Source organism: Fibrobacter sp. UWB16 (genome assembly GCF_900215325.1).
In the GTDB taxonomy this organism is placed as follows: domain Bacteria; phylum Fibrobacterota; class Fibrobacteria; order Fibrobacterales; family Fibrobacteraceae; genus Fibrobacter.
This window is the reverse complement of sequence record NZ_OCMS01000003.1, coordinates 276,971-299,493: the sequence shown is the minus strand read 5'-3', so window position 1 is coordinate 299,493 and position 22,523 is coordinate 276,971. Positions and strand designations below refer to the sequence as shown.

At 44.7% G+C, this 22,523-nt stretch carries 23 protein-coding genes and 2 pseudogenes; 11 read left to right on the top strand and 14 right to left on the bottom strand.

Annotated elements, in window-relative coordinates; translation table 11 throughout:
* The first annotated feature begins 55 nt into the window (after positions 1–55).
* From CRN95_RS11095 to CRN95_RS11070, 6 genes are all read left to right on the top strand, one after another.
* Entirely contained in the window at positions 56–295 is a 240-nt protein-coding gene (locus CRN95_RS11095) for a thioredoxin family protein (RefSeq protein ID WP_159462309.1), read from the top strand.
* Positions 292–711: an arsenate reductase ArsC gene (locus tag CRN95_RS11090; RefSeq protein WP_072813023.1), complete on the top strand. Its 420-nt coding sequence runs from the start codon at positions 292–294 to the stop codon at positions 709–711. The genes CRN95_RS11095 and CRN95_RS11090 overlap by 4 nt, the downstream gene beginning before the upstream one ends.
* Positions 689–1,678 (top strand): permease, encoded by a 990-nt coding sequence (locus CRN95_RS11085; RefSeq protein WP_097020923.1) that lies wholly within the window; start codon positions 689–691, stop codon positions 1,676–1,678. Before CRN95_RS11090 ends, CRN95_RS11085 begins: the two co-directional genes overlap by 23 nt.
* A gap of 26 nt (positions 1,679–1,704) precedes the next feature.
* Positions 1,705–2,322 (top strand): hypothetical protein, encoded by a 618-nt coding sequence (locus CRN95_RS11080; protein ID WP_145993992.1) that lies wholly within the window; start codon positions 1,705–1,707, stop codon positions 2,320–2,322.
* Between the two features lie 123 nt (positions 2,323–2,445).
* Positions 2,446–2,586, top strand: coding sequence for a hypothetical protein (locus tag CRN95_RS14840; protein ID WP_159462308.1), 141 nt, complete (start codon positions 2,446–2,448; stop codon positions 2,584–2,586).
* A gap of 171 nt (positions 2,587–2,757) precedes the next feature.
* Complete coding sequence (locus tag CRN95_RS11070; protein WP_097021060.1) at positions 2,758–3,090, top strand: putative quinol monooxygenase; 333 nt, start codon at positions 2,758–2,760, stop codon at positions 3,088–3,090.
* A gap of 25 nt (positions 3,091–3,115) precedes the next feature.
* On the opposite strand, the gene CRN95_RS11065 is transcribed toward CRN95_RS11070, so the two are convergent.
* The gene (locus CRN95_RS11065) at positions 3,116–3,922 is read right to left on the bottom strand and encodes a LysR family transcriptional regulator (RefSeq protein ID WP_097020920.1); all 807 of its coding nucleotides are present in this window, start codon (positions 3,920–3,922) and stop codon (positions 3,116–3,118) included.
* Positions 3,923–4,110: 188 nt separating this feature from the next.
* Between CRN95_RS11065 and CRN95_RS11060 the strand changes: the two genes are divergently transcribed.
* Together CRN95_RS11060 and CRN95_RS15155 are read left to right on the top strand one after the other, a co-directional pair.
* A complete protein-coding gene (locus CRN95_RS11060; RefSeq protein WP_088637357.1) occupies positions 4,111–4,623 on the top strand; it encodes a flavodoxin in 513 nt (170 codons plus the stop codon).
* Between the two features lie 458 nt (positions 4,624–5,081).
* A pseudogene (locus CRN95_RS15155) lies at positions 5,082–5,132 on the top strand (hypothetical protein); the annotation flags it as partial.
* A 23-nt stretch (positions 5,133–5,155) separates the two neighbouring features.
* Here the strand turns inward: CRN95_RS15155 and CRN95_RS11055 are convergent.
* A pseudogene (locus CRN95_RS11055) lies at positions 5,156–5,614 on the bottom strand (sugar O-acetyltransferase); the annotation flags it as partial.
* A 631-nt stretch (positions 5,615–6,245) separates the two neighbouring features.
* On the opposite strand from CRN95_RS11055, the gene CRN95_RS11050 reads away from it, so the two are divergent.
* Positions 6,246–6,545: a hypothetical protein gene (locus CRN95_RS11050; RefSeq protein ID WP_235002997.1), complete on the top strand. Its 300-nt coding sequence runs from the start codon at positions 6,246–6,248 to the stop codon at positions 6,543–6,545.
* A gap of 72 nt (positions 6,546–6,617) precedes the next feature.
* Here the strand turns inward: CRN95_RS11050 and CRN95_RS11045 are convergent, their stop codons facing one another.
* Both CRN95_RS11045 and CRN95_RS11040 read right to left on the bottom strand, forming a co-directional pair.
* Positions 6,618–7,781, bottom strand: a complete 1,164-nt coding sequence (locus CRN95_RS11045; protein WP_097020919.1) for a hypothetical protein — start codon at positions 7,779–7,781, stop codon at positions 6,618–6,620.
* Complete coding sequence (locus CRN95_RS11040) at positions 7,778–8,626, bottom strand: TIGR02147 family protein (protein WP_097020918.1); 849 nt, start codon at positions 8,624–8,626, stop codon at positions 7,778–7,780. The genes CRN95_RS11045 and CRN95_RS11040 overlap by 4 nt, the downstream gene beginning before the upstream one ends.
* A 166-nt stretch (positions 8,627–8,792) precedes the next feature.
* Here CRN95_RS11040 and CRN95_RS11035 point away from each other — a divergent pair, with 166 nt between their 5' ends.
* Positions 8,793–10,448 carry a glycosyl hydrolase gene (locus CRN95_RS11035; protein ID WP_097020917.1) on the top strand — a complete coding sequence of 552 codons (1,656 nt, stop codon included), beginning with the start codon at positions 8,793–8,795 and terminating at the stop codon, positions 10,446–10,448.
* A 105-nt stretch (positions 10,449–10,553) separates the two neighbouring features.
* Here CRN95_RS11035 and CRN95_RS11030 read toward each other — a convergent pair whose 3' ends face one another.
* From CRN95_RS11030 to CRN95_RS11020, 3 genes are all read right to left on the bottom strand, one after another.
* Entirely contained in the window at positions 10,554–11,915 is a 1,362-nt protein-coding gene (locus CRN95_RS11030; RefSeq protein ID WP_097020916.1) for a TolC family protein, read from the bottom strand.
* A 118-nt stretch (positions 11,916–12,033) separates the two neighbouring features.
* Positions 12,034–15,108, bottom strand: coding sequence for an efflux RND transporter permease subunit (locus tag CRN95_RS11025; protein WP_097020915.1), 3,075 nt, complete (start codon positions 15,106–15,108; stop codon positions 12,034–12,036).
* 9 nt (positions 15,109–15,117) lie between these two features.
* Complete coding sequence (locus CRN95_RS11020) at positions 15,118–16,176, bottom strand: efflux RND transporter periplasmic adaptor subunit (protein WP_097020914.1); 1,059 nt, start codon at positions 16,174–16,176, stop codon at positions 15,118–15,120.
* A 155-nt stretch (positions 16,177–16,331) separates the two neighbouring features.
* On the opposite strand from CRN95_RS11020, the gene CRN95_RS11015 reads away from it, so the two are divergent.
* Complete coding sequence (locus tag CRN95_RS11015; protein ID WP_097020913.1) at positions 16,332–17,228, top strand: AraC family transcriptional regulator; 897 nt, start codon at positions 16,332–16,334, stop codon at positions 17,226–17,228.
* Positions 17,229–17,369: 141 nt separating this feature from the next.
* Here CRN95_RS11015 and CRN95_RS11010 read toward each other — a convergent pair whose 3' ends face one another.
* The 7 genes from CRN95_RS11010 to CRN95_RS10980 form a co-directional block, all read right to left on the bottom strand.
* Positions 17,370–17,630 (bottom strand): hypothetical protein, encoded by a 261-nt coding sequence (locus tag CRN95_RS11010; protein ID WP_097020912.1) that lies wholly within the window; start codon positions 17,628–17,630, stop codon positions 17,370–17,372.
* The gene (locus CRN95_RS11005; protein ID WP_097020911.1) at positions 17,618–18,262 is read right to left on the bottom strand and encodes a hypothetical protein; all 645 of its coding nucleotides are present in this window, start codon (positions 18,260–18,262) and stop codon (positions 17,618–17,620) included. Before CRN95_RS11005 ends, CRN95_RS11010 begins: the two co-directional genes overlap by 13 nt.
* Before the next feature lie 26 nt (positions 18,263–18,288).
* Positions 18,289–18,510: a hypothetical protein gene (locus CRN95_RS11000; RefSeq protein WP_097020910.1), complete on the bottom strand. Its 222-nt coding sequence runs from the start codon at positions 18,508–18,510 to the stop codon at positions 18,289–18,291.
* A gap of 30 nt (positions 18,511–18,540) precedes the next feature.
* Positions 18,541–19,248: a hypothetical protein gene (locus CRN95_RS10995; RefSeq protein ID WP_097020909.1), complete on the bottom strand. Its 708-nt coding sequence runs from the start codon at positions 19,246–19,248 to the stop codon at positions 18,541–18,543.
* Between the two features lie 202 nt (positions 19,249–19,450).
* Positions 19,451–20,992: an ABC transporter ATP-binding protein gene (locus CRN95_RS10990; RefSeq protein ID WP_097020908.1), complete on the bottom strand. Its 1,542-nt coding sequence runs from the start codon at positions 20,990–20,992 to the stop codon at positions 19,451–19,453.
* 49 nt (positions 20,993–21,041) lie between these two features.
* Positions 21,042–21,773: an energy-coupling factor transporter transmembrane component T gene (locus CRN95_RS10985; RefSeq protein WP_097021059.1), complete on the bottom strand. Its 732-nt coding sequence runs from the start codon at positions 21,771–21,773 to the stop codon at positions 21,042–21,044.
* Between the two features lie 94 nt (positions 21,774–21,867).
* The gene (locus CRN95_RS10980) at positions 21,868–22,473 is read right to left on the bottom strand and encodes an MptD family putative ECF transporter S component (RefSeq protein ID WP_097020907.1); all 606 of its coding nucleotides are present in this window, start codon (positions 22,471–22,473) and stop codon (positions 21,868–21,870) included.
* Positions 22,474–22,523: the final 50 nt, after the last annotated feature.

Genomic DNA, 22,523 nt, shown 5'->3' with positions numbered 1-22,523 from the left:
AAATTTTGCCATATATGTTCGTTATTCTACGAACTACAAACAAAAAAGAGGAAAAATGAAAAACATAAAAATACTCATGAGCCAGTGTGACTGCAACATTGCTTTCGCCGAATCTGTCGAAAAAATCGTTAAGGAATCGGGCCTAGAAGCTTCAGTTTCCCGCATTGACGATGTTGTCCAAATGCTTCCGTACAATGTCATGACTTTACCCGCGCTTGTTGTTGATGAACGGCTTGTGTCCACAGGTAAAATTAGCGAAGATAAAATAAAAGAACTTATCAAAGGTGAAATATGAAGATACTCTTTCTTTGTACAGGCAACAGGTGCCGTAGTCAAATGGCCGAAGGATTTCTCAAGGCTCTGGATTCGTCGTTGACCGTATGTTCTGCAGGAACGTTTCCGGCAAAGAACGTGCATCCGACTGCAATCGAAGTGATGAAGGAACGAGGAGTTGACATTTCCCTTAATAAGCCAAAAAATGTATCGCAGTACCTTGATACATCGTGGGACTACGTTGTCACCGTCTGCGACAAGGCGAAAGAAAGTTGTCCGATTTTTTTGGGGGGTGTCAAGAACAGAATTCATCTTGGCTTTGATGATCCTGACGCGTTCAGAGGGACTGAAACCGAAATTCTGCAGGAATTTCGTCGTGTAAGGGATGAAATCGACACGGCAGTAAGGGCTTTCTATGATACAATCATTCACCGATAATCTTGTTTACAACATCATTGGATTGGATGGCTCGTCTCCTTTAGGCTCGACGATAAATTTCTTCGTTTACGACAGCCTCAAAATTATCCTGATATTGCTTTTTATTAGTTTTCTGATGGGGCTGCTGAATACATTTTTCCCGATTGAGGCGATTCGCAATTTTTTGTCGTCGCATCGTTTGTACGGAGTCCAATATTTCCTCGCCGCAATCTTCGGAGCGATTACCCCTTTCTGCTCATGTTCCAGTATTCCCCTGTTCATCGGTTTTGTCAGGGGCGGCATCCCCCTTGGCGTCACGTTCAGTTTTCTTATAACATCGCCACTTGTAAACGAGGTCGCTGTTGCCATGCTTGCGGGAACATTCAGATTGAAAGTGACTGTGATTTATGTAGGTTCCGGCGTGTTTCTTGGAACATTTTTAGGGATGTTCCTGGAACGGTTCAAACTGGAAAGATTTCTAAGCGAATGGGTGAAAAATTTGCAGCGGACAAACGAATCCGTCAATAACGATTCAAAGCCATGTAGCCTTAAGCAAAGATTCGTTCAAGTACTGCAGAAAATACCCCAAGTAGCAAGGAATGCCCTTGGTGTAACGCGTTCGGTTTTGCCCTATGTGCTTGCTGGCATTGCAATCGGCGCATTAATGCACGGTTATGTTCCTTCGGGATTTTTTGAAGAATACCTGTCAAAAGACAAATGGTTTGCCGTTCCCCTGGCGGTAATTCTTGCCGTTCCCATGTACGCAAATGCAGCTGGAGTTATTCCCATTGTCGAGGTTCTTGTTCAAAAGGGTGTCGCTCTTGGCACGGCTCTTGCCTTTATGATGGCCGTTGTGGGACTCTCGCTCCCCGAAGCCATGCTTTTGAAAAAGGTCATGACACTTAAGCTGATATTTGTCTTTTTCGGAACGGTTACAGCGGCAATCATCGTTCTTGGAATCGGCTACAATCTTTCTATAAGTTCCTGATTATTTAGTTTGTATATTTTATAAGGATGTATTTACGGAATATAGCGACATTTAAAAAGATATTGGTGCTTGTGCTGTTCACGGCATTTGCAAGTTTCGCACATGCTGAAACGCCCGCAGCCGATTCGACAAGCGTGGATTCCGCAGCCATCGATAGCGCACAAAAGCTTTCTCCGCTCAACCATCTGGGCCATAACATGTTGCTGAGTGCGTTCGGTTGGCCGCTCGGGTTCCACATGCTCGGCGGTGCGCTTACGTACAAGTTCTCGATGAAAAACAACGACCTGATGGTGGCCCGTTTTGTGGCCCGCCAGGACCAGCTTGTTTACGGCATCGCATTTACTCCCGGCATGATGATGGGGACGTTTTTCCCGATTCTTGTTCCGGGCTACATGTACTTTATCAGCGACAACCGCGCGCTGAACAACACCGGTGCCGTCGCCGTGCAGGCCACCGCCGTGGCATTTCTCTACAACAACATCCTCAAGGCGATTTCGGCTCGCGAGCACCCCGACGCGGAACTCAACAGCGGCGAACGTTCCCGCGATTTCAAGTGGGGATTTTTTAGGCGCGGCGTCTTTTACGGCTGGCCCTCGGGACATTCCATGACCAACGCGGCCATGGCCATGAGCATCGCAAGCTAAAACCGCGACAAGCCTCTCGTCGTGGCGGGCTGCGCCCTGTATGCAGGCTACATCGCGACAAGCATGGTGCTCGGCGCAAAGGGGGAGGCCCACTGGTTCTCCGACGCCGTCGCAGGCACCCTGATGGGAGCCTCCATCGGCTGGTACATCGGCAGCGTGTTCTACAAGGAAAAAATCGGCGAAAAGCAGACCCCGCCCAAGGTCACCATCGCCCCGCTATTCTACGACGACACCAAAGGCGCCGTGCTCAGCGTGAGAATTTAAGTTTTCACTATGCGTCTCGCGCATACTGGGCATGAAAATTAAGCATTTTGCGCATACTCCGAAAATATTTATATTACATATGAAACATTTCGGAGTGGCAAAATGAAACTCAAATTTTTAACAATATTTTCAATCCTTGCGCTCGCTGCGAGCGTGTTTGCGGAGAGTGCCATGAGCAACATTACGGTAAACCTGCGTTATACGGGTAAGAACGGGGCGGCAAAGAAGTTCGCCGAAGAGATGGTTTCTAGCGGGACGGTGGCGAAAATCCGTGCCGAGAAGGGCAACATCCGCTACGAATATTTCCAGTCGCTAGACGATCCCGAGACTATCTTGCTGATTGACGCGTGGGAAAACCAGGCGGCCATCGACGTGCACCACGCCTCACCCATGATGAAGACGATTGCGAAACTCCGCGACAAGTACGACTTGAAAATGACTGTCGAACGCTACACGCCCGACAACACCAAGCCCAAGACCGACGAAAAGTTCATCAGGAAGTAAGTCGCGACAATGCAGCGCCCGCGCGCTATTTCATTAACTTCACCTTAAAAAATTCCACGTTCATTTCGCGGTCGGCGAGCGGTACAATCTTGCGGTCCTTGGGAATTTCGTAATCGAACTTCTGGTCCGAAACGAACGTCAACAGCGAAGACTGCTCGATGAGCTTTGAAATGCCCTTCGTGCTGTCGTGCTTGATGAAGGTGACGTCGGGAATCTTCTTGCGTTTGACCTGCTCCCAGAACCCTACGTTGCTGCGCTGGATGATGGTTTCGCCCTTGAGTTCCCGGAGTCGGATGGACTTGCGCTTGGCAAGCGGGTGCTTCTTGGGGAGCGCAATCGAGAGCCGCTCCTGCATGTATTTTTCGGCACGGTATTTCTTTGCACGGGGGGCCTTAAGCGTGATGCCGATATCCGCAGTGCCATCGTTCAGCGCCTTCAGCACTCCCGCCTCGTTGTCGATAATCTCGTAGGTGACCTGCGCGCCGGGGTATTTCTCCTGCAGTTCCTGCACCATCCGCATGGCGGGGAGAATGGCCACCGACGCGATGGAGAACGTGCGCGTGCCCGCTCCCTGCGGGTTCACCTTTTCCATCATCTCGCTTTGCAAATCCATGATGCGCTTCGCATATTCGGCAACCGTGCGACCCTTCTCGTTCAGCTCGATGCGGTTCTTTTTGCGCTCAAAGAGAGGTGCGCCTATTTCGTCTTCCAGCTTCTTGAACGCGCGGCTCACCGCCGGCTGCGAAGTGTAGAGCTTGTCCGCAACGGCAGAAAGCGTCCCGTATTCCAGGAACCCGGCCAGCAATCGCAAAATGTAGGTCTCGACAAACATAAAAAGCCCCTTTTGGGGGAGAATATAATAAATCTGCTATGCGTCACACGCATAGTGGGCATAAAAATTACGCATTACGCGGCCGTCCTGAAATTATTTATATTAAAGGCAACCGGTTCAAGAAAAAAAAGGCGGATCCCATGAAAAAAATCACCTTGATTCTTTTATCACTTCTTCTAGGAGTCTCTATGGCAGCAGAAAAGAAAATCCTCGTCGTTTATTATTCCCGCGCCGACGAAAACTACTCCGTCGGGAACATTTCCAAGGGCAATACCGAAATCATTGCCGAGATGATTGCGAAAAAGACGGGCGGCACGCTCCTGCACGTGGAGCCTGCGAAGGAATACCCCAAGGGTTACGACGACTGCATCAATGTGGCCAAGAAGGAACTTGCGCAGGACGCGCGCCCGGCCATCAAGCCGGTGAACGTGAACCCCGAAGAATTCGACGAAATCTACGTCGGCTACCCGGTGTGGTGGGGCGAGATGCCCATGCCCATGTTCACTTTCTTCGAGAAGTATAATTTGAAGGGCAAGACAATTCACCCGTTCGTGACCCACGAAGGCAGCGGCCTCTCGGGTGTAGCCCGCCTCAAGAAGGTGACCGGCGCGAACGTGACCCCCGGCCTTGCCATCTACGGACACGTGGCCCAGAACGAACGCGACAAGGCCCAGAAAGAAGTCGACAAGTGGGTGAAGTAGGCTTGCGCCTTATGGGCGGAATGTTTTAGAAAGATTGCCAGGAAACTCTTGGCAGTCTTTTCTTTTTAGGGGAAAGAAGATGTTTTACTTCAATGTTTATTTCCGCAGTTTCATAGGCAAAATTGTTTACAAAAGTGCGGTGCTTGATTGCCCAAACAGTCATGTATAACATCTTCCAGGCTATGTAGAACTTTAATGTTGAAGCACCGCCTGATGTTTAAAATTTTAAACAAAAAGGACTTTAAAAGGGCTTTGTGCAAATCGACAGGATTCAATGGCTCTTAAAAGCACGGTTCTTGTCAACATTCCATTAACAACAAAAAAGTTCTACTTATCCGATTCATCGTTATACATACGGGCACTCATCATACCGGTGCCATTATCCATGCCTGGAAACGTCATGGATGCAATCTCATTGAAATCTATGCGCATGTTCTCTTCCAAAAACTGGAAGTTATTCTTCAATATTCTTTATGATTTTTGCTGGGTTTCCTGCAATCACCACATGATCAGGAAAAGATTTAGTTACTACAGAAGCAGCAGCGATTACCGTGCTATCTCCTATGGATACACCCGGAAGAATCGTGACTCCACCGCCGATCCAGACATTATCGCCAATGGTGACCGGCTTAGGGATACCAATCTTTTCTCTTCTTGATTCTGCGTCCAACGGATGACCGATTGCATATATACAGGTTTTAGGTCCGATCATACAATGTTCTCCAATCCGAATCGGAGCTGCATCCAGGAACACGCAGTCAAAGTTTATGAACAAGTCATCGCCCGCAAAGATGTTATATCCGTAATCACAATGGAACGGGGGCTTGATGGCTATCCTCTCCCCGCAGTGCCCGAATAGTTGTTTTAACAATGCTTTTCTTAAGGACTCATCTTCCGGAGAACTATTAAAACGAGAACAGAGGATACGAGCGTTTTTCTTATCCTCCATGAGCTGCGGGTCATTTGTAAAAAAAGATTCTCCATTTGTCATTCTTTCTCGTTCAGTTTTCCTGCAATTTTCCATCATTCCCTCCACAAATCCCGATTTGTCTTAGTCTATTACTAGTCGATTATATTCAAGATTTTGTAATTTTAGTTACTTTTGTATGTGATACCCGCCGTCTGCAAATACAACACATCACTATCTTTCAGCATCTGCTTGAATTCTTGTGAAATCACTCGCATAATAGACCTCCAATAACAAATATATACTAATACTAATTGGCGATAAAAGGCAAGTCGCCGAACTCAAAGGCAAAGTCCAAAAGAAGGCTATAGAAGCATTCATCTGACAAATACTTTTTACAGAAAAAGATGTTCCCTTTTGAATCCATCTTTTCATATTTTACTCCAAATCAACGACAACTTCATCATTTTGATAGAATTTTAAAGGTTGAAGATGTTTTACTTCAATGTTTATTTCCGCAGTTTCATAGGCAAAATTGTTTACAAAAGTGCGGTGCTTGATCGCCTAAACAGTCATGTATAACATCTTCTAGGGGAATCAATCCCCTTGGCAGGCTTCACTATGCGTTTCGTGCATACTGAGCATGAAAAAATGGTATTTTGCGAGTTTTGCGCAATTATTTATATTAAAAGCGTAAATTTATAAGGAACAAACCATGAAACTAGGGACGATTATGACGATGCTTGGTATGGGTGCGGTGCTTGCCGCGTGTGACTGCTGCCCGCAGGGCGAGGCAAAGGCGCTTACGCAGGACAAGGAACTGCGTGCCGTGATGGACAACTTCACGCAGAACGAGGTTCCGGCGGCGACTCCGCTTGTGGAAAAGCGCGAGGTGGAGTTGATTCGCCTGGTGTCGTTTGTGACGCAGCAGTCGGGTGCACTTTTGCAAGAAGAAGTGGCGATGGCGCTTGCGCAGGGACTTGCTCCCGAAGAAATTCTCGAGGCGATTTACTGATGCACATTGTGATGACGGCAATGGTCAAACACTCGCGTTTAAAAGATCAGCCTTTACAGCATCATTAATCGTTTATTTGAAATCAATTCCTTCAAATACGATTTTGTCAACTTCCAAATAAGTTCCGCTTCTCATAAAAATGCTAAACAGACCGATTTCGTGAGAAATCTCTTTCCACTCCACTTGATAGGAGCTTTCTTCAAGAACTTCCCTACCGGGGTGCAAGATGATTTCATTCCAGTTTTCAGCCGCTTTGGCCTTCCATAACGATTTTTTAAAGGTATTTTCTCCAACTTCACGGTAATGTTCCAAAGCGATATTCAATTCACAGTCGCCTCTTACCGTAAGGCGAATCGCCGTGAGATTGCTCAGGTCGAAAAATCCTGTATCAAGTCCTAGATGAGTTCCGAGCAAAACGAAGCCTGTATCTATTGCGAATTTAACAGCGAGATACTTTCCATGATCTTTATCTTCTTTTAATACGGATGAGAAACTTTCAGCACTATCAGGTATTGCAAAATTCGCTTTGCCAACAGCATTAAAATACCATCCGTAGTTAGGATAAGTTTTGGCGAGGTTATTCAAACTATCTCCATCGTCAAAGTCTTCGAAAACATACTCAACAGACTTTCCTGGAACAGGAACGAGCGTATCTGCGGATTCGTTTGGCGCAAGCGCCACTTCTGCGACGGTCGAATCTCCAGCAACAATAGTAAAGGCCCCTGCCGGCACATGCGCAAACACATACTCGCTACCGAAGCGGTTTGCAAAATAGGGGGTCGATTCCAGTTGAACATTTTCTAACAGGCCTTCGATTTCTTGGGTCGAAACGCCTGTACGTACAATGAGCGAAGCCGAAGGCAACAATGCAATTTTCTGAACCGAGGTATCTGCAAAATCGACCGGCGACCAACTCATGAATGCGGAATCTTTGCCCGCAAGGGCTTCTACAAAACAGCCTTGGTCTGTGCAGATGCCGAGTTTGTCATTAAAAGAAACTCGTCCGTTTGAATCCGAAAGGGCGCTATCAATGACCGAGAAGGCATCTTTTGAATACACCTTCATTTGTGCGCAAGCGAACGGCTTATTTAAACTGTCAACAATCATGACTGCTATTCCGTTTGTCGTTTCACTTGTGGCACCTGCGGTGTTACTTTCTGAACAACCTAAAAACAGCGACAGGCAAAGCAAGGCGCAAAACGAAACACAAAACGAAGTTTCCATACCTTTTTTCATTGTTCTTCCTTTTTCATCATCGGAAACAACTGAAAGTTTAACTGATAAACGCTATCGCAAATTTGCGGAGGCATCGCATTGACTACGTTTACGATGGCTTTTCTCGTTTTGGCGAGGATTTCACGAATTTTATCAATTTGTCGCGAATCAAGAGCCATCGTGAGCGTGCTGATGTCGCGTTTTTCTTTGGGAGTATTCTGGATGGATTTGCCGGCCAGTTCCGCAATGCTGCTTTGGTAATCGCTGATACAGGCACTCAGCCAGTGTTCCATAGTCTTGAGATGAGCTTCGGTCGGAACCACGCGACCGTCATTGCGGGCATGCGCAAGTCCGAGCTGCAACAAAGCATCGACAGCGTTTTTTACTTGCGAAGCGGAAAGCTTTGGAATGCAGCATTCCCCAAGGGCGGCAGCATCTTGTGTACCGCGATAATTGAATACATCGAGCGCCGAGCGGATCATCGGATAATACCATTGCTGAAAATAGCGGTACCGGGCTTCGTCGAGTTCTCGGCAAGCTGCAGGTCGCATTTTTTGAAGCGTTTCAAAATGGCTACGCACATCCTCATCGTTTTTCGCCTTGCCGTAAGCAATCATTTCGCGGAAGTATTCCGCCTTGGCATCCTTGAAATGGAAAAAATTAACGAAAACATCTATGCATTTCGGAGAAATGTGGCGTTTACCCTGCAATATTTTCAAAAGCAGGCTTGCGTCCATGCCAACCGCCGCAGCAAACACTCGATAACTGAACGAGGAATCCAGCGATTTTTCGAGTTCATAGAACTCCTGCAAGAACTTGCGGTAGTCCGAATAGTCGTAGATGTTGATTTTGTTTTTTGCAAACATAAAGCTCTCGCCGGATATAAAATGACCCTATTTGAAAAATCGTTTCATTTCCTAGCGTCTCGTAAAAAAAATATACAATTCGTGGACATTTTTGTCCACACCATTCGAAAAAAATAATTGATAAATATACTTGGGGAATATAATTTCGTAAAATGGAGGAACCCTAATGATTATAAGAAAAAACTTCCTTATTTTGATTCTTGCTCTTTCGAGTATGGCAATTGCAACTAAGTACGAAGCTGAAGCAGCGACTCTTTCCGGAGGAGCAAAAAATGTCAACGCCTCCGGAGTTTCGGGAACGGGTTATGCCGACTTGCAAGAAGGAAATATTTCTTTTAATGGTGTCACCGCAGAGAGTGCGGGCAAGTACCAAGTAACCATCCATTACAAGGCTGGGGATTTCAAAGCAAACTACTTGAAAGTAAACGGTGCAACCGCAGGCACCATCGACTTTAACGCCACTACTTCATGGGCGGATGTCACGACAGTCGCTACACTTAAAGCCGGGACAAACACAATCTCTATTGAGAAATACTGGGGCTGGATTAGCGTGGACTATATTGAGGTTGAGCCTTATCAATCCTCCCCTTTCAAAATATCCGCAACACCGGTTACCCCGAACGCCACCGAAAGTGCAATCAAGCTCTACAGCTTTTTGCGTGAAAACTTTGGCAAAAAGACGATTAGCGGCATGATGACCGGCGATATGAGCGGTTACACCATGGGAGCCGACTTCAAGACGCACGACGACGTGAAATACACATTCACTCGTACGGGAAAGTACCCGGCTCTTGTCGGGCTTGATTTCTTGTTTGCGAGTGGCCCGAAGGCAAATGAAAGTTGGAACAAGGAATACACGGACAAAGCAATTTCCATCGCGAAAGGCCTTTGGAAAGCGGGCGGCATCCCGGCATTCACTTGGCATTGGAAAGATCCGCTAGACAAAAAAGACGCCTTCTATATCCAAAGTGCAGCAAACGGAGGCGAATACACCGATTTCGATTTCTCTACAGGTTTCAAGCCAGGCACCACCGAATGGAATACCGAAAGTGCTGCTTACAAAGGAATCGTAGCCGACATTGACCACATCGCCGATTACTTCCTTGAATTGCAGAAAGAAGGTGTAGCGGGAATCTTTCGCCCCTTGCATGAAGCTGGCGGAAAGTGGTTCTGGTGGAGTATTAATTCCGGAGAACAGTTTGCAGCCCTCTATCGCCTCGTCTATGACCGCATGGTCAAAGTCAAGGGTGTAAGAAACATGATTTGGGTCTATAACCCTGAAGGAAGCACTGTCACCTCTTGGGATCCGGGTACTGAATACTATGACGTCCTCTCCATCGACATCTACAACAGCGCAAACGACCATTCCAGTAACGCAAGTGCCTTTGACAAATTCAAAAACGCATCGAAAAGCACGAAAATTATCGCACTCAGCGAAAACGGCCCCATTCCCGATGTGAACAACATGCATACCGACGAAGCCGTATGGAGTTGGTGGATGCCGTGGTACAGCACTTGGAGCGGAACTTGGCCCGGCCAAACAAAAGATGGTGTATGGAAGAGCAACATGAATGACGAGCGTATCATTACTCTCGAAGACATGCCAGGTTGGGACAAGTACATAGCAATAATCAAGCCTGACACAAGTACCACCAGTATCGCAACCATGCCACGCATGGCCGGGACTGCAACCACCGTTGGGATTTTTGATATGAACGGCCATTATTTGGGCATCAGCATGCGAGAACTTTCGCAAGGGCACTATGTTGTACGTAGAAAGATTCAAGGACACATTGTGAATACGGTGTATTTCAAGAAATAAAATTATTGGGCGTAGGGCGGCGCGACAAAAAAAACATTACGCATTCACGCTAAATCGGATGTCGAAAACTCGGCATCCGTTTTCATTTTTCCGCAACCGTTCTGCTTACCGGCCTGTCGCCGTCAAGTACGCACAGACAGCGGTGTAATACCCCGTAACGGCTTCGGTGTAGGAGTCCGCAGCCTGCTGCCGCAAAGTTTCAGCTTCAAGCAGATTGCTGAGCGTCGCAGTGCCCGCATTGTAAAATTCACGTTGTATGCGCAAGTTTTCTTCGGCCTGGGCAATGGCATCACGACTGATTTCTATTTGTTTGAAGGATTCGTTCAGCGTGTTCCATTTGGCATCAATATCCACCTTGATCAAGTTCTTGTTTTCTACCTCGTCAATCGCCGCCTTTTGCGCCTTCAAGTCAAGCTTGGCGGTAGAATAGCTATTGCTCCACCAATCCGAAATCGGCACTGTAAGCGATGCAAAAAGCACACCATTTACAGCATCGTCATCAAGCAAGTTTTGATACAAAAGGCTCGCGCCCACAGCAACCGTAGGCAGCACCTTGCCGCGCTCCATTGAGCGTTCCTTTTCGGCAGCTTCGCGACTGATGGCAAGCAACTTGCTTTCGGCACGGCGTTCAACGGCGTCATCAGCAGAAATTGCGTAAGATTCAGGCGGAGTAACTTGAGAAAGATCAGCATCGGCAAGGTCAAAATCAGCATTGTCGCGATTCATTTGCCGCGCCAGCATCAGCTTTGCGACCGAGATTCCATTCTCAAGTTTTAAACGATTGCTTTGCAATTTCTTCTTTTCGAGCTCCACACGGAGCAAATCATTTTTCACAGCGACACCGGCATCCACAGCAACTTGGACATCGCTATAAATTCCATCCACCTGTTTTTCAGCTTCAGCAAGTGTTTTCAACTTTTCCTTAAGCGAAATAATGAGCCAGTAATAGGTCTCCGTATTCTTGCGGATTTCCGTTTCGGTAAGAGTTTCCTGCAATTTGGCAGCACGAGTTCCAATTTTGGCAAGCTGATTGCCGTTGTAAATTTGTCCGCCCACAAAAATCGGCTGAATCAAAGTCAAATGCCCAATAATTCCTTTATCAACCATTCCCATATTAAATGTCGTCGGAAGCCCCGCCAACATAGAAGGGTCTATCCCCGCCTGCATCATAGCGGGTGCAACTTGTTGCCCCAAGCCCTCCATTTCTTTGGAGAAGTCCATTTTTTGTTTCACCAAGAAATCGTTTGCGATAAAGGCAAAGCCACCGGCAAACACTTTCGGGAAATACGCCGGGAAAGCACTTCCTTCGGCTTCTTCGGCCATTTGGCGATTCACTTTTGCACTCTTCAAAGTCGCATTATTTTCGCGGGCAACACGCAAGCAATCATCAAGCGTAAAAACATCCGCCGCAAATGAAGCGGAAACGCTAAAAATAAGAGCAACCATTATGTTATTCAATTTATTCATTTTATAAACTCCCTGGATTCTTCGTCCCTTCGGTCCTCAGAATGACGCAAAGAGAACGTTTACTTCTTACCATCCACCGCCTACCACCTACTTTTTCCTAATCACTAATCACCAACCACTAACCACTAATCACTTTCCTGCGTCTGAACTTCATACAACTTACGCCCCAATAAGCAACGGGCAGCACCGTCAAAATCAAGCACATCGTTACAAGCGTCCCCCAGAAAATAATGATTGCCATAGGCACCCAAAGGCCATCACCACTCAGCATCATCGGCAAAACGCCCGCAGAGGCCGCCGCCGAAGTCAGGAATATCGGGCGCATACGCCTAAGTGCCGAATTATAGATGGCATTTTTAGAATCCAAATGCTCATCACGCTTCAATTCCTCAGCATAGTCAATCATGATAATTCCGTTACGCACCATAATTCCAAGCAGACTCACCATACCAAGAACACCCGTAATCGTAAAGTCCAAATCCATAATCCACATAGCAACGCCCGTGCCGAAAGTGGAAAGCGACAATAACGAGAAGAGCATAAGAGCCGTACGAATTCTACGGAAGTGCCACACCATAATAAGGAACATCATGGCAACAGCCACGACGAGACCTTTAAGGAGTCCAGGAAGCGTTTCGATAACAGAGGCCGCTTCGCCACCAAGCTCCAATTTAACACCTTCGCTAGCAGTCAACTTTTTCAGCGATTCAAAATGCTTTAAAGCAAGGTCATTCGCACTGACGCCAGGCGAAACTTCGGCAGAAATCGTCACCGTCGGGAGACCATTCCTTCTATCGCGCGCTCCCTCGTTGAATACAGGCGAGAATTCCGCAATCTGGCGGAGCGGCGCATTAGAAAGTCCGCCATAAGTTGCGATTTGTTCATTTTCAAGATTCAAGAAACTTGCAGAATCAGCATGCGTTCCCTTAAGCACTACAGGAACATTTCTATTGCCTTCCCAAAGAGTTGCAATCGGGAATCCGGCATTGTAGCGAGAAGCAAGCATCGCCTCGACAGAAAACTGGTTCACCCCAAGTTTCGAAGCATTTTCGTCAAGCGAAACTTTAATGCCGCTCAAAGGTTCTCCATAGGAACTGCGAACAAGATAAACACCTGGGAGACCCCGCAAATAATTTTTCACCTTATCACTTGCAACTTTACGGTTTTCATCCGTTCCATCAGAGATTCTAATTTCTATTGGCGAAGCGGCATCGCTAAAGCTGAGCTGTTTAAAGCGCACAAATACATTTGCAAAATGATCTACATATTTTTCCGAATACTCCTTGATAATCTCTTCTGTAGCATGAGCACTTTCGGTATTTACGATAAACTGCGCAAAATTTTCACCGGCAAATTGCGGTGCATAAGTCATATGAAAACGCGGCGAAGACATTCCCTTGAATGTCGTAATGTAGGTGACTCTCGGATCTTTTTCCAAGATACACTTCATGCTATCCGCCACGGCAGAAGTCTGATTAATTGAAGTCCCGTTCGGCAAATAAAATTCCACAGAGAACTGGTTGCGTTCCGCAATCGGCATGAGTTTTATGGGGCGAGAAATAATCATAACCGCGCCCAAGACAACACAAATAACCGCCACAAGAATGGTCAATTTGGGGAACCTGAAACAAGTTCTCAAAACGCGTTCATAGATAAAGTTCGAGACGCTCTCAAAAGAATACTTGCTCTTCTTTTTTGTCTTCGGTTTTAAGAAAGCAAATTGCAAATAGGGAACAATAAATATCGCCACGAGCAAAGAAATCGAAAGAACGATAGTCACCGCCCACGGGAATGTTGTCACAAAATCGCTAAACATTCCATTCATCGTCACCAAGAACGGGAAGAAGGTAATGCTTATGGCAAGCGTTGCCGAAAAAATCGATTTCAAGAAATGCACAGCGCTATGTTCCGCCGCCCTCCAACGAGAACCAGGCCCATAAATTCGTTCTTGATAATCATCCAATATCACGATGGAATTATCTACAATCATTCCCAGCGACACCATCAAAGCTGCAAGCGTCACACCGTTTATTTCGTAGCCGAGGCCAAAGAAAAGCCCAAGCGAAATGAAGATGGATATGGGAATAGTCGAAGCCGCAATCAGCGCCACCTTGAAGGGCTGCAGCAGAACGACCACAATAATAACCGCCAATACGGCAACCAAGATTTCTCTCAAAAAGTCATCAATACTTTTGCCAACAACTTCCGTCTGGTCCGTAATGCGGAACATCTTGACTTCTTCAGGCAAGCTGCTTTCAAATTCCGAAAGCACCTGTTTTATTTCCTTGCCCATTTTCACGATGTCGTGGCCTTTTTTCATTTCGATGCTAAGCATCACGCACTTGTTGCCGTTCACCTCGATGTAGGCCGTACGATCGGGATACTCGCGTTCCACACGGGCTACATCTTTCAAGCGAACCACACTTCCGTCAGGCGCACTAAAGACAATTGTTTCGCGGACACTTTCTAAAGAATTCACGCCACTTTCCACATAAATCGGGTGGTTGTAATCGCCGTCCCTTAAGGTTCCCGCAATATTCACGAGGCCTTGCCCCGAAAGGAACGCGGTCACCGACTTGTAGCCCAGCCCATATTGGGAAAGTTTTTCGTTATCCAGATAAATAGAAATCTGGTCTTTCTGTTCGCCAAAACGCGTAATGCGGCCGACACTTTCAAGCGGTCTTAAGTTATCCGCAAGTCCGTCAAGATATTCACCCAATTCACGATAAGTTTTATTCTTGCTTTCTATCGCCAAAAGCATCGACGAAGCATCGCCAAAATCATCCATCACAATAATCGCAAGGACTCCAGCAGGCAAACTCGACTTGAACTGCGAAACACCATGCTTAAAGCGACTCCAAAACCCATCTTTGTCATACACGTAATCTTCGAGCGCCACCTGAACAATCGCCATGCCATCGCGAGTCATAGAAGTCGTTTTGCTCTTTTTGACATCGCCGTAAGTAAAGATGTAGTCTTCAAGCGGTTTCGTAACACGGTCTTCAACTTCTTTTACAGTGGCACCTGGATAAACTGCAATCACAACGCCCTGACGCACCGTAAATTCAGGGAACTCATTTTTTCGGTTGGCGGAAAGGCCATAAATGCCAAACAGCACCAAAAAGCAGCAAAGCATAAACACAATGCCGCGATAGCGCATGGCTATTTCAACAAAGGAACGTTTCTTTTTCATAGAATCCCCCTATCGAGCAACAGCCTGATTTGCCGTTTGAACTCGGTCACCCTCGCCCACCTTAGACATACCCTTTACCACAACGGAATCACCATCGTCAATTCCTTGCACCAAAAGCTGCGAACCATTTCCTAGAGAGGTTTCAACATTTTTTCTTGTCGTTTTTCCACCACGGACAACCCAAACAAAAGAGCGATTGTATTCATCCAAAAGTACAGCGGATGCAGGGAGTTCAACACCCGTCACAGAATTTTTGCTATCAATGGTCATTTCCAAAAGCATTCCCGGCAAAAGTTCGCCGCTCTTATTTTTCAGTTCTGCTTCGATTTGGTAAGAACGCGAAAGCGGGTTTGCAGAAATCCCCTTATTTGTAATCTTCCCTTCAAAAGCTTTACCACCAAGCGCACCGACGCGAACTTCAACCTTATCACCCACATTGAGCGAAGCCACATCTTTTTCAGGAACGGCAACGACCGCCTTAACCGTCGCGATATTCACGATGCGAAACACAGGAGCGCTCGGCACCACATTCTGCCCGACTTCAAGCGATTTGCCCGCCACAATTCCCGTTGCAGGGGCGTAAAGTTTGCAATCATCCAGCGCCTTTTGCGCAAGCTTTTCTGCGGCAATCGCCTGCCTGTACTTACTTTCGACATCCATCCACTGGATTTCAGAGATGGTCTTGTTCTCGTGCAACTTTTCCATACGGGCGCGCGCATCTTCCGCCTGATTTTTTAAAGCAGAAGCGATTTCCAGAGCACTCTTTGCAGAAGTATCATCCAAGGTCGCCACGAGCGCACCCTTGTTCACCTTTTTGCCTTCGGTCACACGCACTGACTTCACCGTCCCCGGCGAAGAAAAGCTCACCATCGTTGTCGCGACTTCGGCTACAGAACCCGCGTAACGCAACGAGCTGCCGACATTCGAATTTTTAGCGACAATAGTCTCGACTTTAACTATCGGCGTTTTTTTCTGAGCGATTTTCTTATCGTTGCGAGAATTGAAGTCACTTTCGCAAGCAACAAGAGACAATATCAAAAGAGGAAGTATGTACAATTTCGTATTCATACTTTAAAAAATATGATTTAGGCTCGTCAATTATAAGGTTAAAATTTCGCCAAAAACAGAAATTTTTACCATAATTCAAACTTTTTAGTGACTTTTTAGGCAAAATTGAGGTAATTTTTACAAGGAGAAATTTCAAATCATCGTTTTTAGTTTTTATGAAAAGAAAACCCACAAATGTAAACAACATAAAAAAGGCAGACCTTTCCCTATTAGATTTTTTAAAGCAGTCCAACACTGTTCCAGGGAAAATTGTCTTTTTTGAAAACATTGAAGGGTTTGATACATCCGGCTATTTTTACCTACAAGGTATCGCATTATTTTTGATTGAAAAAGGCCACAGCACAATCGAAGTGAATACAACAACATACGAGCTTGAAAAAGGCTGTATTTTTGTTGCATTCCCCGGGCAAATCATTCATGTCATTCAAACAAGCGATGATATAAAACCGTTATGTATCGCATGTTCTATAGACACGATGAACGATTTAATGTCACAAGTCAAAGACAGTTTGCAACTTTTTCAGGCCGCAAAGCAAGCGCCCATCCAGCAAAGGGACGGAGAAGATTTCGATCAAATAAAAAAATCTTTCAGGCATCTGCAAGAAAAAATCAAAGTTACAAAAAATAATCCATACCACTACCAAATTATCAAAAGCCTAGTCATTTCCATCGTCTTTGAATGCATGGACTTTGTAAAGCAAAAGAACTACGAACCGCAAGGATCCAACCGCAAGAAAGCTTTATTCAACGCTTTCTTGCAAAAAGTCGAAGAAGAACACCGCGAGCATCACAGCGTCAAACATTACGCCGACGAACTTTTCGTCACCCCAAAATATCTTTCTACAGTCGTTGAAGAAATGAGCGGCAAAGGCGCAAAGCAATGGATTGACGAATATATAGCCCTAGACGCAAAAGTTCTTTTGCAATCATCGCAAAAGGACATTCAAGAAATTTCCAACGAACTGAACTTTATTGACGTTGGCTTCTTCGGGAAATTTTTCAAACGTATGACAGGAATGACGCCCAAAGCCTTCCGCGAGAAAAAGGAATAAGCATTAAAAAAATTAAGGTTTCAGAAGGAGATGCGGACAATAATCATCTTGATAAGTCGTTCTTCATTTTCTGCCAATGGATATTAACGAATTATTTTTGGAGAATAACTTTTTTCAACATCAATCTTTCAAGATTCATATTTAATAACGCTCATAAGTTTTCCCCTTACCACATTCAAAGCTTCGGTACCAACTATCATCACCTTTTTCATACCGCCACCGACAGTTACTACCATTACATTCTAACATTTCATATTCACCATAATTTCCATAATGTTCTTTCAACTTCTTAGATGGACACCTATTTTTTTTAGTACGATATACGTCCTTATCTATCTTTTTCAAATCATTCTGTCCATTAAGAACATCTTTATTTTCAAAGCACAAATCTAACTTTGCCATTTTTTTATTTTTTCGCTGGGTGGATACGCAAAGAACTCAATCTTGGGATCCATAAAACGGAACAAAGCATCTGCACGAGCTTTTGTTGTCTCAATCATTCCAGAGAGTTCGCAACGATTCGAATCAATCTTTTTAAACTTGCATTCATCACACAAATCTAATATAGGAATATAGTCACTTTTCCATTTATCGACAATTTTAACATTTTCTATACCATACGAGGGACCTGTCGTCGTTACAGAAAAATACACAATTCCTTCTCCCAAATACTGCAACTCAGTTTGAACAGAATTTCCAAATTCACAAGTAGAATCCAATTCTACAGTTTTCAAAAATACTTTTTCACTGCGTTTTTCATCTCTGCGAAAAGACAAAACAATACGGCCATCATATGAACGATCTCTTATAAGCATCAAATGCCGAGATAAAGCATCAACAACACTTTTAGATTCTCCACCTTCCAAAACAATGGAATCCTTTTTGATACAATTCTCAAAAATTTTCATCTGTAATTCTTCTGATGATATTTTATGCAATTCTGCCACAGAAATAGAATTCCCCTCAAAAATATAAGGAGAATAAGTTTTGCCATCTTTATCAAAAAATTTGAGAATTACCTTCCCAAAAAACAAGGGTGTTGAGTCATTTTGAAAATATTTTATTTTAAAATAATCATCATATTCCTTTTTTTACAAGGAACAAATTCTGGAATAGCAATTTCAATAACCAATGTTTTAACATCAGGAATATAAGTATTCTCTTTCTTTAAAAAAAAGCTTCTTATATTATTTTTTTCGCTATCAGAAGCACTAAAAAAAGCAATTCCCACTGAGCAAATAAAAATTTCTATTGCAATGAAGATAAGCATTAATTCTTTCATAATATTTTTCCTACAACCGATCATCCCTTGTTATTTACAATTTAAAGGTCCTTTTGTAAAATCCAAAGCCCTTTTTCCATTTTTACTCATACAAAAGCCAAGATTTACACTACCAATGTATTTAAGAGTTCCATTTTGTCGATATATTTTAAATGGATAATTACCATTTGCTTTTTCTACAAGAGAATAGAGTACAGCAATTTTCATCATAGCATTTTCTCTAGAGCCAAACATTTCTCCCACATTAGTAGCTAAATTCAAAATATCGACTTCATCAAAAGGCTTTTGCAACTTAGTTACAGTAAATATGGTATCCATCAGGTCGGTCTCTTGATATTCACACTCTGAAAAAAACACACCAAAATCTCCATAAATAGAAAAATCGACATAGCCATCATTTTCATTTCCCCAGCGAGATTCGTTTGTTCGGAATATTTGATATTTACAGCAATATTGGTCAAGCATCCAGACATCATAGTGAAATCCATTTTTCGAAAATTTTTTTGTTTTCCTATTTGCAGAAAAGCTAAACCTGTCAAAACAAGTCAAACCTGTTTCTGATTCATTCCCATCTTTCTCGTATTTCGGTTTACCATCGCTTACAAAAACAAATTCATCACCAAAAGAATAACACCCTGTTTCAGTTATATTATATTCTTCTGTATTATTACAAATAAGATTTTCCGCATGACAAATCGCAAAAAATAGCAGTACTAAAAAAAATGCACTCTTCGCCATATCCCAAAATCTCCTTTTTTACGATTTTTTAGACGAATTTAGAGTATCAAACAAATCCTTAGCATGCATTTCCTTAACAGATTTTTATTCATAGGAATAAAAGCAATACCCTAATTCAACATCTCATAAAAATATAGGTTCTTTGCATATTATTGTTTTTTTACATTCCAACAAAAACTGCAAATACACAACTAAATAAGGATTATTGTAAAAAAGTCCCAAAACTTTCAACCATCGTCTTGATAAGTCGTTCTTCATTCCCTAACAGCGGATACTGTTCCACGATTTTCCCGCGTTCCATGCGAATCACGGATTGGCAACTGTTCAATATAAATTCGGGGTCGTGCGTAATCACGAGTAGCGTTTTTCCGCTGGTGGCAAGCTTTTTAAGCGTTGCAGAAACAGCAAGCATTTGCCGATAGTCAAGACCGCTTGTGGGTTCATCAAAGACAACGACATCGCACCCGCTCGAAATTCCGCTGCCGATAGCGACACGCTGTTTTTGCCCGCCCGAAAGAGCCATCGGATGATTGTCCGCATATTGCTTGAGATTGAGGCCTTCAAGAATTTCAAGCGCCAAGTTCTCGTCTTGCGGTTTCATGCCGAGCAAGACTTCGTCCAAGACACTTTCGGTGAAAAGCTGATGGTTCACATCTTGCATAATCAAGTATGTGCCACGCTTGCAAGCTGCTCGTTTTTGACGCCAAGAGCCCTGCAAGCCGCACAGCACTTGGGCAAGCGTCGATTTGCCCGCACCATTATGGCCAACCAGTGCCGTAATTTGTCCACATGGGAGTTCAAGACGGTCAATATCGAGAATTGGATGCTTTTTGTGATACGCAAATGTCAGGTTCGTAAAGACAATGGATTTCGCTATGGATTGCTTCGCTTCGCTCGCAATGACGTCACAAGGCTGGTAATCCCGTCGCAATTGTGAACACGAGAAATAATGGTCCCTATCGCCTTCGGCTCCAGGATGACAGACTGAATTCAACATTTCCAAATTCATGCAGCGCAGTCCGAGGCTTGCCGCATATTCCGGGCCTTTGGCTTCAAGTTCTGCGGGAGTCCATTCGTACGCAATTTGCCCATCCTTCACATAACAAATTCTGTCGGCGACATCACGCAAATAGTAAAGGCGATGCTCCACGATAACGACCGTCTTCCCCGCCTTTTTCCATCGCGAAACAATTTCCTTCAAATCCGCAATCGTCTTGAGATCCAGATTTGCAGAAGGTTCATCCAGCACAAAAATTTCAGGTCCTGTCGCCGAAACAGACGCACACGCGATTTTCTGTTTTTCGCCACCCGAAAGGTTAAAGATGCTACGGCCAAGCAAATGCTCTAAATGAAATTCCTGAACAACATTCTCCACGCGCTGTTTGATTTCTTCGGGATCCATTCCCAAATTTTCGCAGCCAAAAGCAAGTTCGCAATCCGTATCAATGTTGAAAAACTGCGAACGCGGATTCTGAAAAACGGAACCCACAACTCGTGAAATATCGGCTAGCGTCATATCGGAGGTATTCTTGCCACCGAGCAACACATCGCCATCCATCGTTCCCGAATGGTAATGCGGAATCAAACCGTTAATGAGTTTTGAAATCGTCGTCTTTCCGCATCCCGATTCACCCGCCAGCACAACGCATTCGCCCGAACGAATTTCCAGATTCAAATTCTTGAGAATCGCATCGTCAAGGGAATCAGAGTAAGAGAAGGAAATTTTTTTTAGAGAAATGTTCATTTTTCCACCTTGTCATGCCCGCCTCCGAGCGGGCATCTCCTTTTCAATGCTATACGGAAGGGAGATTCCCGGTTAAACCGGGAATGACATAAAACAAAACAACAGCAACACAATACGCAATTACAACAAAATCCACCCAGCGGAATCCAATCGTTGCAATGCAGGTGCGTTTTGTTTCTGCCGAGAGTCCACGCGTCACCGCCGCAATCGAAAGTTCATCACCAATTTTCGTAACAGAAACCAAAAGCGGAACCAGCCGATATTCAAGAAACGCCACTGGACTTTTTAAAGTTCGCAAACTTAACAAGCGAATTCCGCGCATTCTCATGGCATTGCCAATCGCACGGGATTCATCATACACCGTCGGGAAAAATCGAATCATCACAATCAAGGGTATCGTCACCTTGTTCGAAACATGCATTCGCGACATGCATGCCAAAAATTCATTGACCTTGGTAGTTGTTATCACATAATAAAGCACAGCGCAGGCCGGCATAATACGGTACATTAAGAACAACGACGCAAGAATAATCGTACCCGAAGTACCGATATCCAAATTTTTCGCCTGACCAAAGAAAAAGCCGGCACACAAATAAACAAAAAAGAAAGTGCAAACAAATTTCCACTTTCCCTCAAGCAACAGCAAAATAGACGCTACAACAACCATCAACAAGCTATAGACTAGCGGAGCGGAAAAAATCATACCATTTGCCACCGCCGCTAAAAACAATTTTGTACGCGGATCTAATGCAAACGCAAGATTCCTAGATTGCTTCGTCACTTCGTTCCTCGCAATGACGTAAAAGGTGAGAGTTGCGGACAAGCTGCAGCTTGTCCATAACCGAACCGACAGTCATGCACTACGTGCAATGACATCATTTTGCAAGTCCGATGCGTTCAAAATGCTTTTTCATCATGCGACGAGCAATGAAGCCACCCACCACAGCGCCTGCGGCACCAAATCCAAAAAGTCCAATCAAAGGCCAATAACTACTCGAGAGTTCCGCCAAGTGAGCGATATAGGCGCTATCACAAACAGAACTGCAATATGCCAAATATTCTTCGGTCGAGGACCAAAGCGGAATCATCATCGAAGAAGGCACAAAGCTAATCATCACATTGGCAAGCAGGCAACCCACAAAATTTTTATGGAACAGCTTTAAGCAAAGACCCGCCAAAACGCCATACATCACGCAAAGCAAGCCATAGGATATTCCATGACCAGAGAACATCATGACAACGCCGAAAAGGGTGCAGATTAGCACGCAGCAAAGTAAAGGTCTTTCTACTTTCGAAAAGAAAAGGAATAGCGGGACGCTCGTCACCAAGCTCACCGCGCATGTGGAAACCACAATAAACGCAGGAATAAAACCGATACTCGCTCCAAGTCCAGAAAGAACAAGGTAAAGTGCACCAAAAATGCCCACATTCACGAGGTCACGCACCAATGTATTCGAAGATTTTTTACCAGTAGTTCTCATGGTCGCCAAAACTTGAAAATTCCCGCGAAAAATTCTACTCCAATTAGACG

Excerpts from the sequence above, each read along its gene's own strand:
- CRN95_RS11095 (WP_159462309.1), top strand. The coding sequence starts at position 56 with ATGAAAAACATAAAAATACTCATGAGCCAGTGTGACTGCAACATTGCT.
- CRN95_RS11090 (WP_072813023.1), top strand. The coding sequence starts at position 292 with ATGAAGATACTCTTTCTTTGTACAGGCAACAGGTGCCGTAGTCAAATG.
- CRN95_RS11085 (WP_097020923.1), top strand. The coding sequence starts at position 689 with ATGATACAATCATTCACCGATAATCTTGTTTACAACATCATTGGATTG.
- CRN95_RS11080 (WP_145993992.1), top strand. The coding sequence starts at position 1,705 with ATGTATTTACGGAATATAGCGACATTTAAAAAGATATTGGTGCTTGTG.
- CRN95_RS14840 (WP_159462308.1), top strand. The coding sequence starts at position 2,446 with ATGGGAGCCTCCATCGGCTGGTACATCGGCAGCGTGTTCTACAAGGAA.
- CRN95_RS11070 (WP_097021060.1), top strand. The coding sequence starts at position 2,758 with ATGAGCAACATTACGGTAAACCTGCGTTATACGGGTAAGAACGGGGCG.
- CRN95_RS11065 (WP_097020920.1), bottom strand. The coding sequence starts at position 3,922 with ATGTTTGTCGAGACCTACATTTTGCGATTGCTGGCCGGGTTCCTGGAA.
- CRN95_RS11060 (WP_088637357.1), top strand. The coding sequence starts at position 4,111 with ATGGCAGCAGAAAAGAAAATCCTCGTCGTTTATTATTCCCGCGCCGAC.
- CRN95_RS11050 (WP_235002997.1), top strand. The coding sequence starts at position 6,246 with ATGAAACTAGGGACGATTATGACGATGCTTGGTATGGGTGCGGTGCTT.
- CRN95_RS11045 (WP_097020919.1), bottom strand. The coding sequence starts at position 7,781 with ATGAAAAAAGGTATGGAAACTTCGTTTTGTGTTTCGTTTTGCGCCTTG.
- CRN95_RS11040 (WP_097020918.1), bottom strand. The coding sequence starts at position 8,626 with ATGTTTGCAAAAAACAAAATCAACATCTACGACTATTCGGACTACCGC.
- CRN95_RS11035 (WP_097020917.1), top strand. The coding sequence starts at position 8,793 with ATGATTATAAGAAAAAACTTCCTTATTTTGATTCTTGCTCTTTCGAGT.
- CRN95_RS11030 (WP_097020916.1), bottom strand. The coding sequence starts at position 11,915 with ATGAATAAATTGAATAACATAATGGTTGCTCTTATTTTTAGCGTTTCC.
- CRN95_RS11025 (WP_097020915.1), bottom strand. The coding sequence starts at position 15,108 with ATGAAAAAGAAACGTTCCTTTGTTGAAATAGCCATGCGCTATCGCGGC.
- CRN95_RS11020 (WP_097020914.1), bottom strand. The coding sequence starts at position 16,176 with ATGAATACGAAATTGTACATACTTCCTCTTTTGATATTGTCTCTTGTT.
- CRN95_RS11015 (WP_097020913.1), top strand. The coding sequence starts at position 16,332 with ATGAAAAGAAAACCCACAAATGTAAACAACATAAAAAAGGCAGACCTT.
- CRN95_RS11010 (WP_097020912.1), bottom strand. The coding sequence starts at position 17,630 with ATGGCAAAGTTAGATTTGTGCTTTGAAAATAAAGATGTTCTTAATGGA.
- CRN95_RS11000 (WP_097020910.1), bottom strand. The coding sequence starts at position 18,510 with ATGAAAGAATTAATGCTTATCTTCATTGCAATAGAAATTTTTATTTGC.
- CRN95_RS10995 (WP_097020909.1), bottom strand. The coding sequence starts at position 19,248 with ATGGCGAAGAGTGCATTTTTTTTAGTACTGCTATTTTTTGCGATTTGT.
- CRN95_RS10990 (WP_097020908.1), bottom strand. The coding sequence starts at position 20,992 with ATGAACATTTCTCTAAAAAAAATTTCCTTCTCTTACTCTGATTCCCTT.
- CRN95_RS10980 (WP_097020907.1), bottom strand. The coding sequence starts at position 22,473 with ATGAGAACTACTGGTAAAAAATCTTCGAATACATTGGTGCGTGACCTC.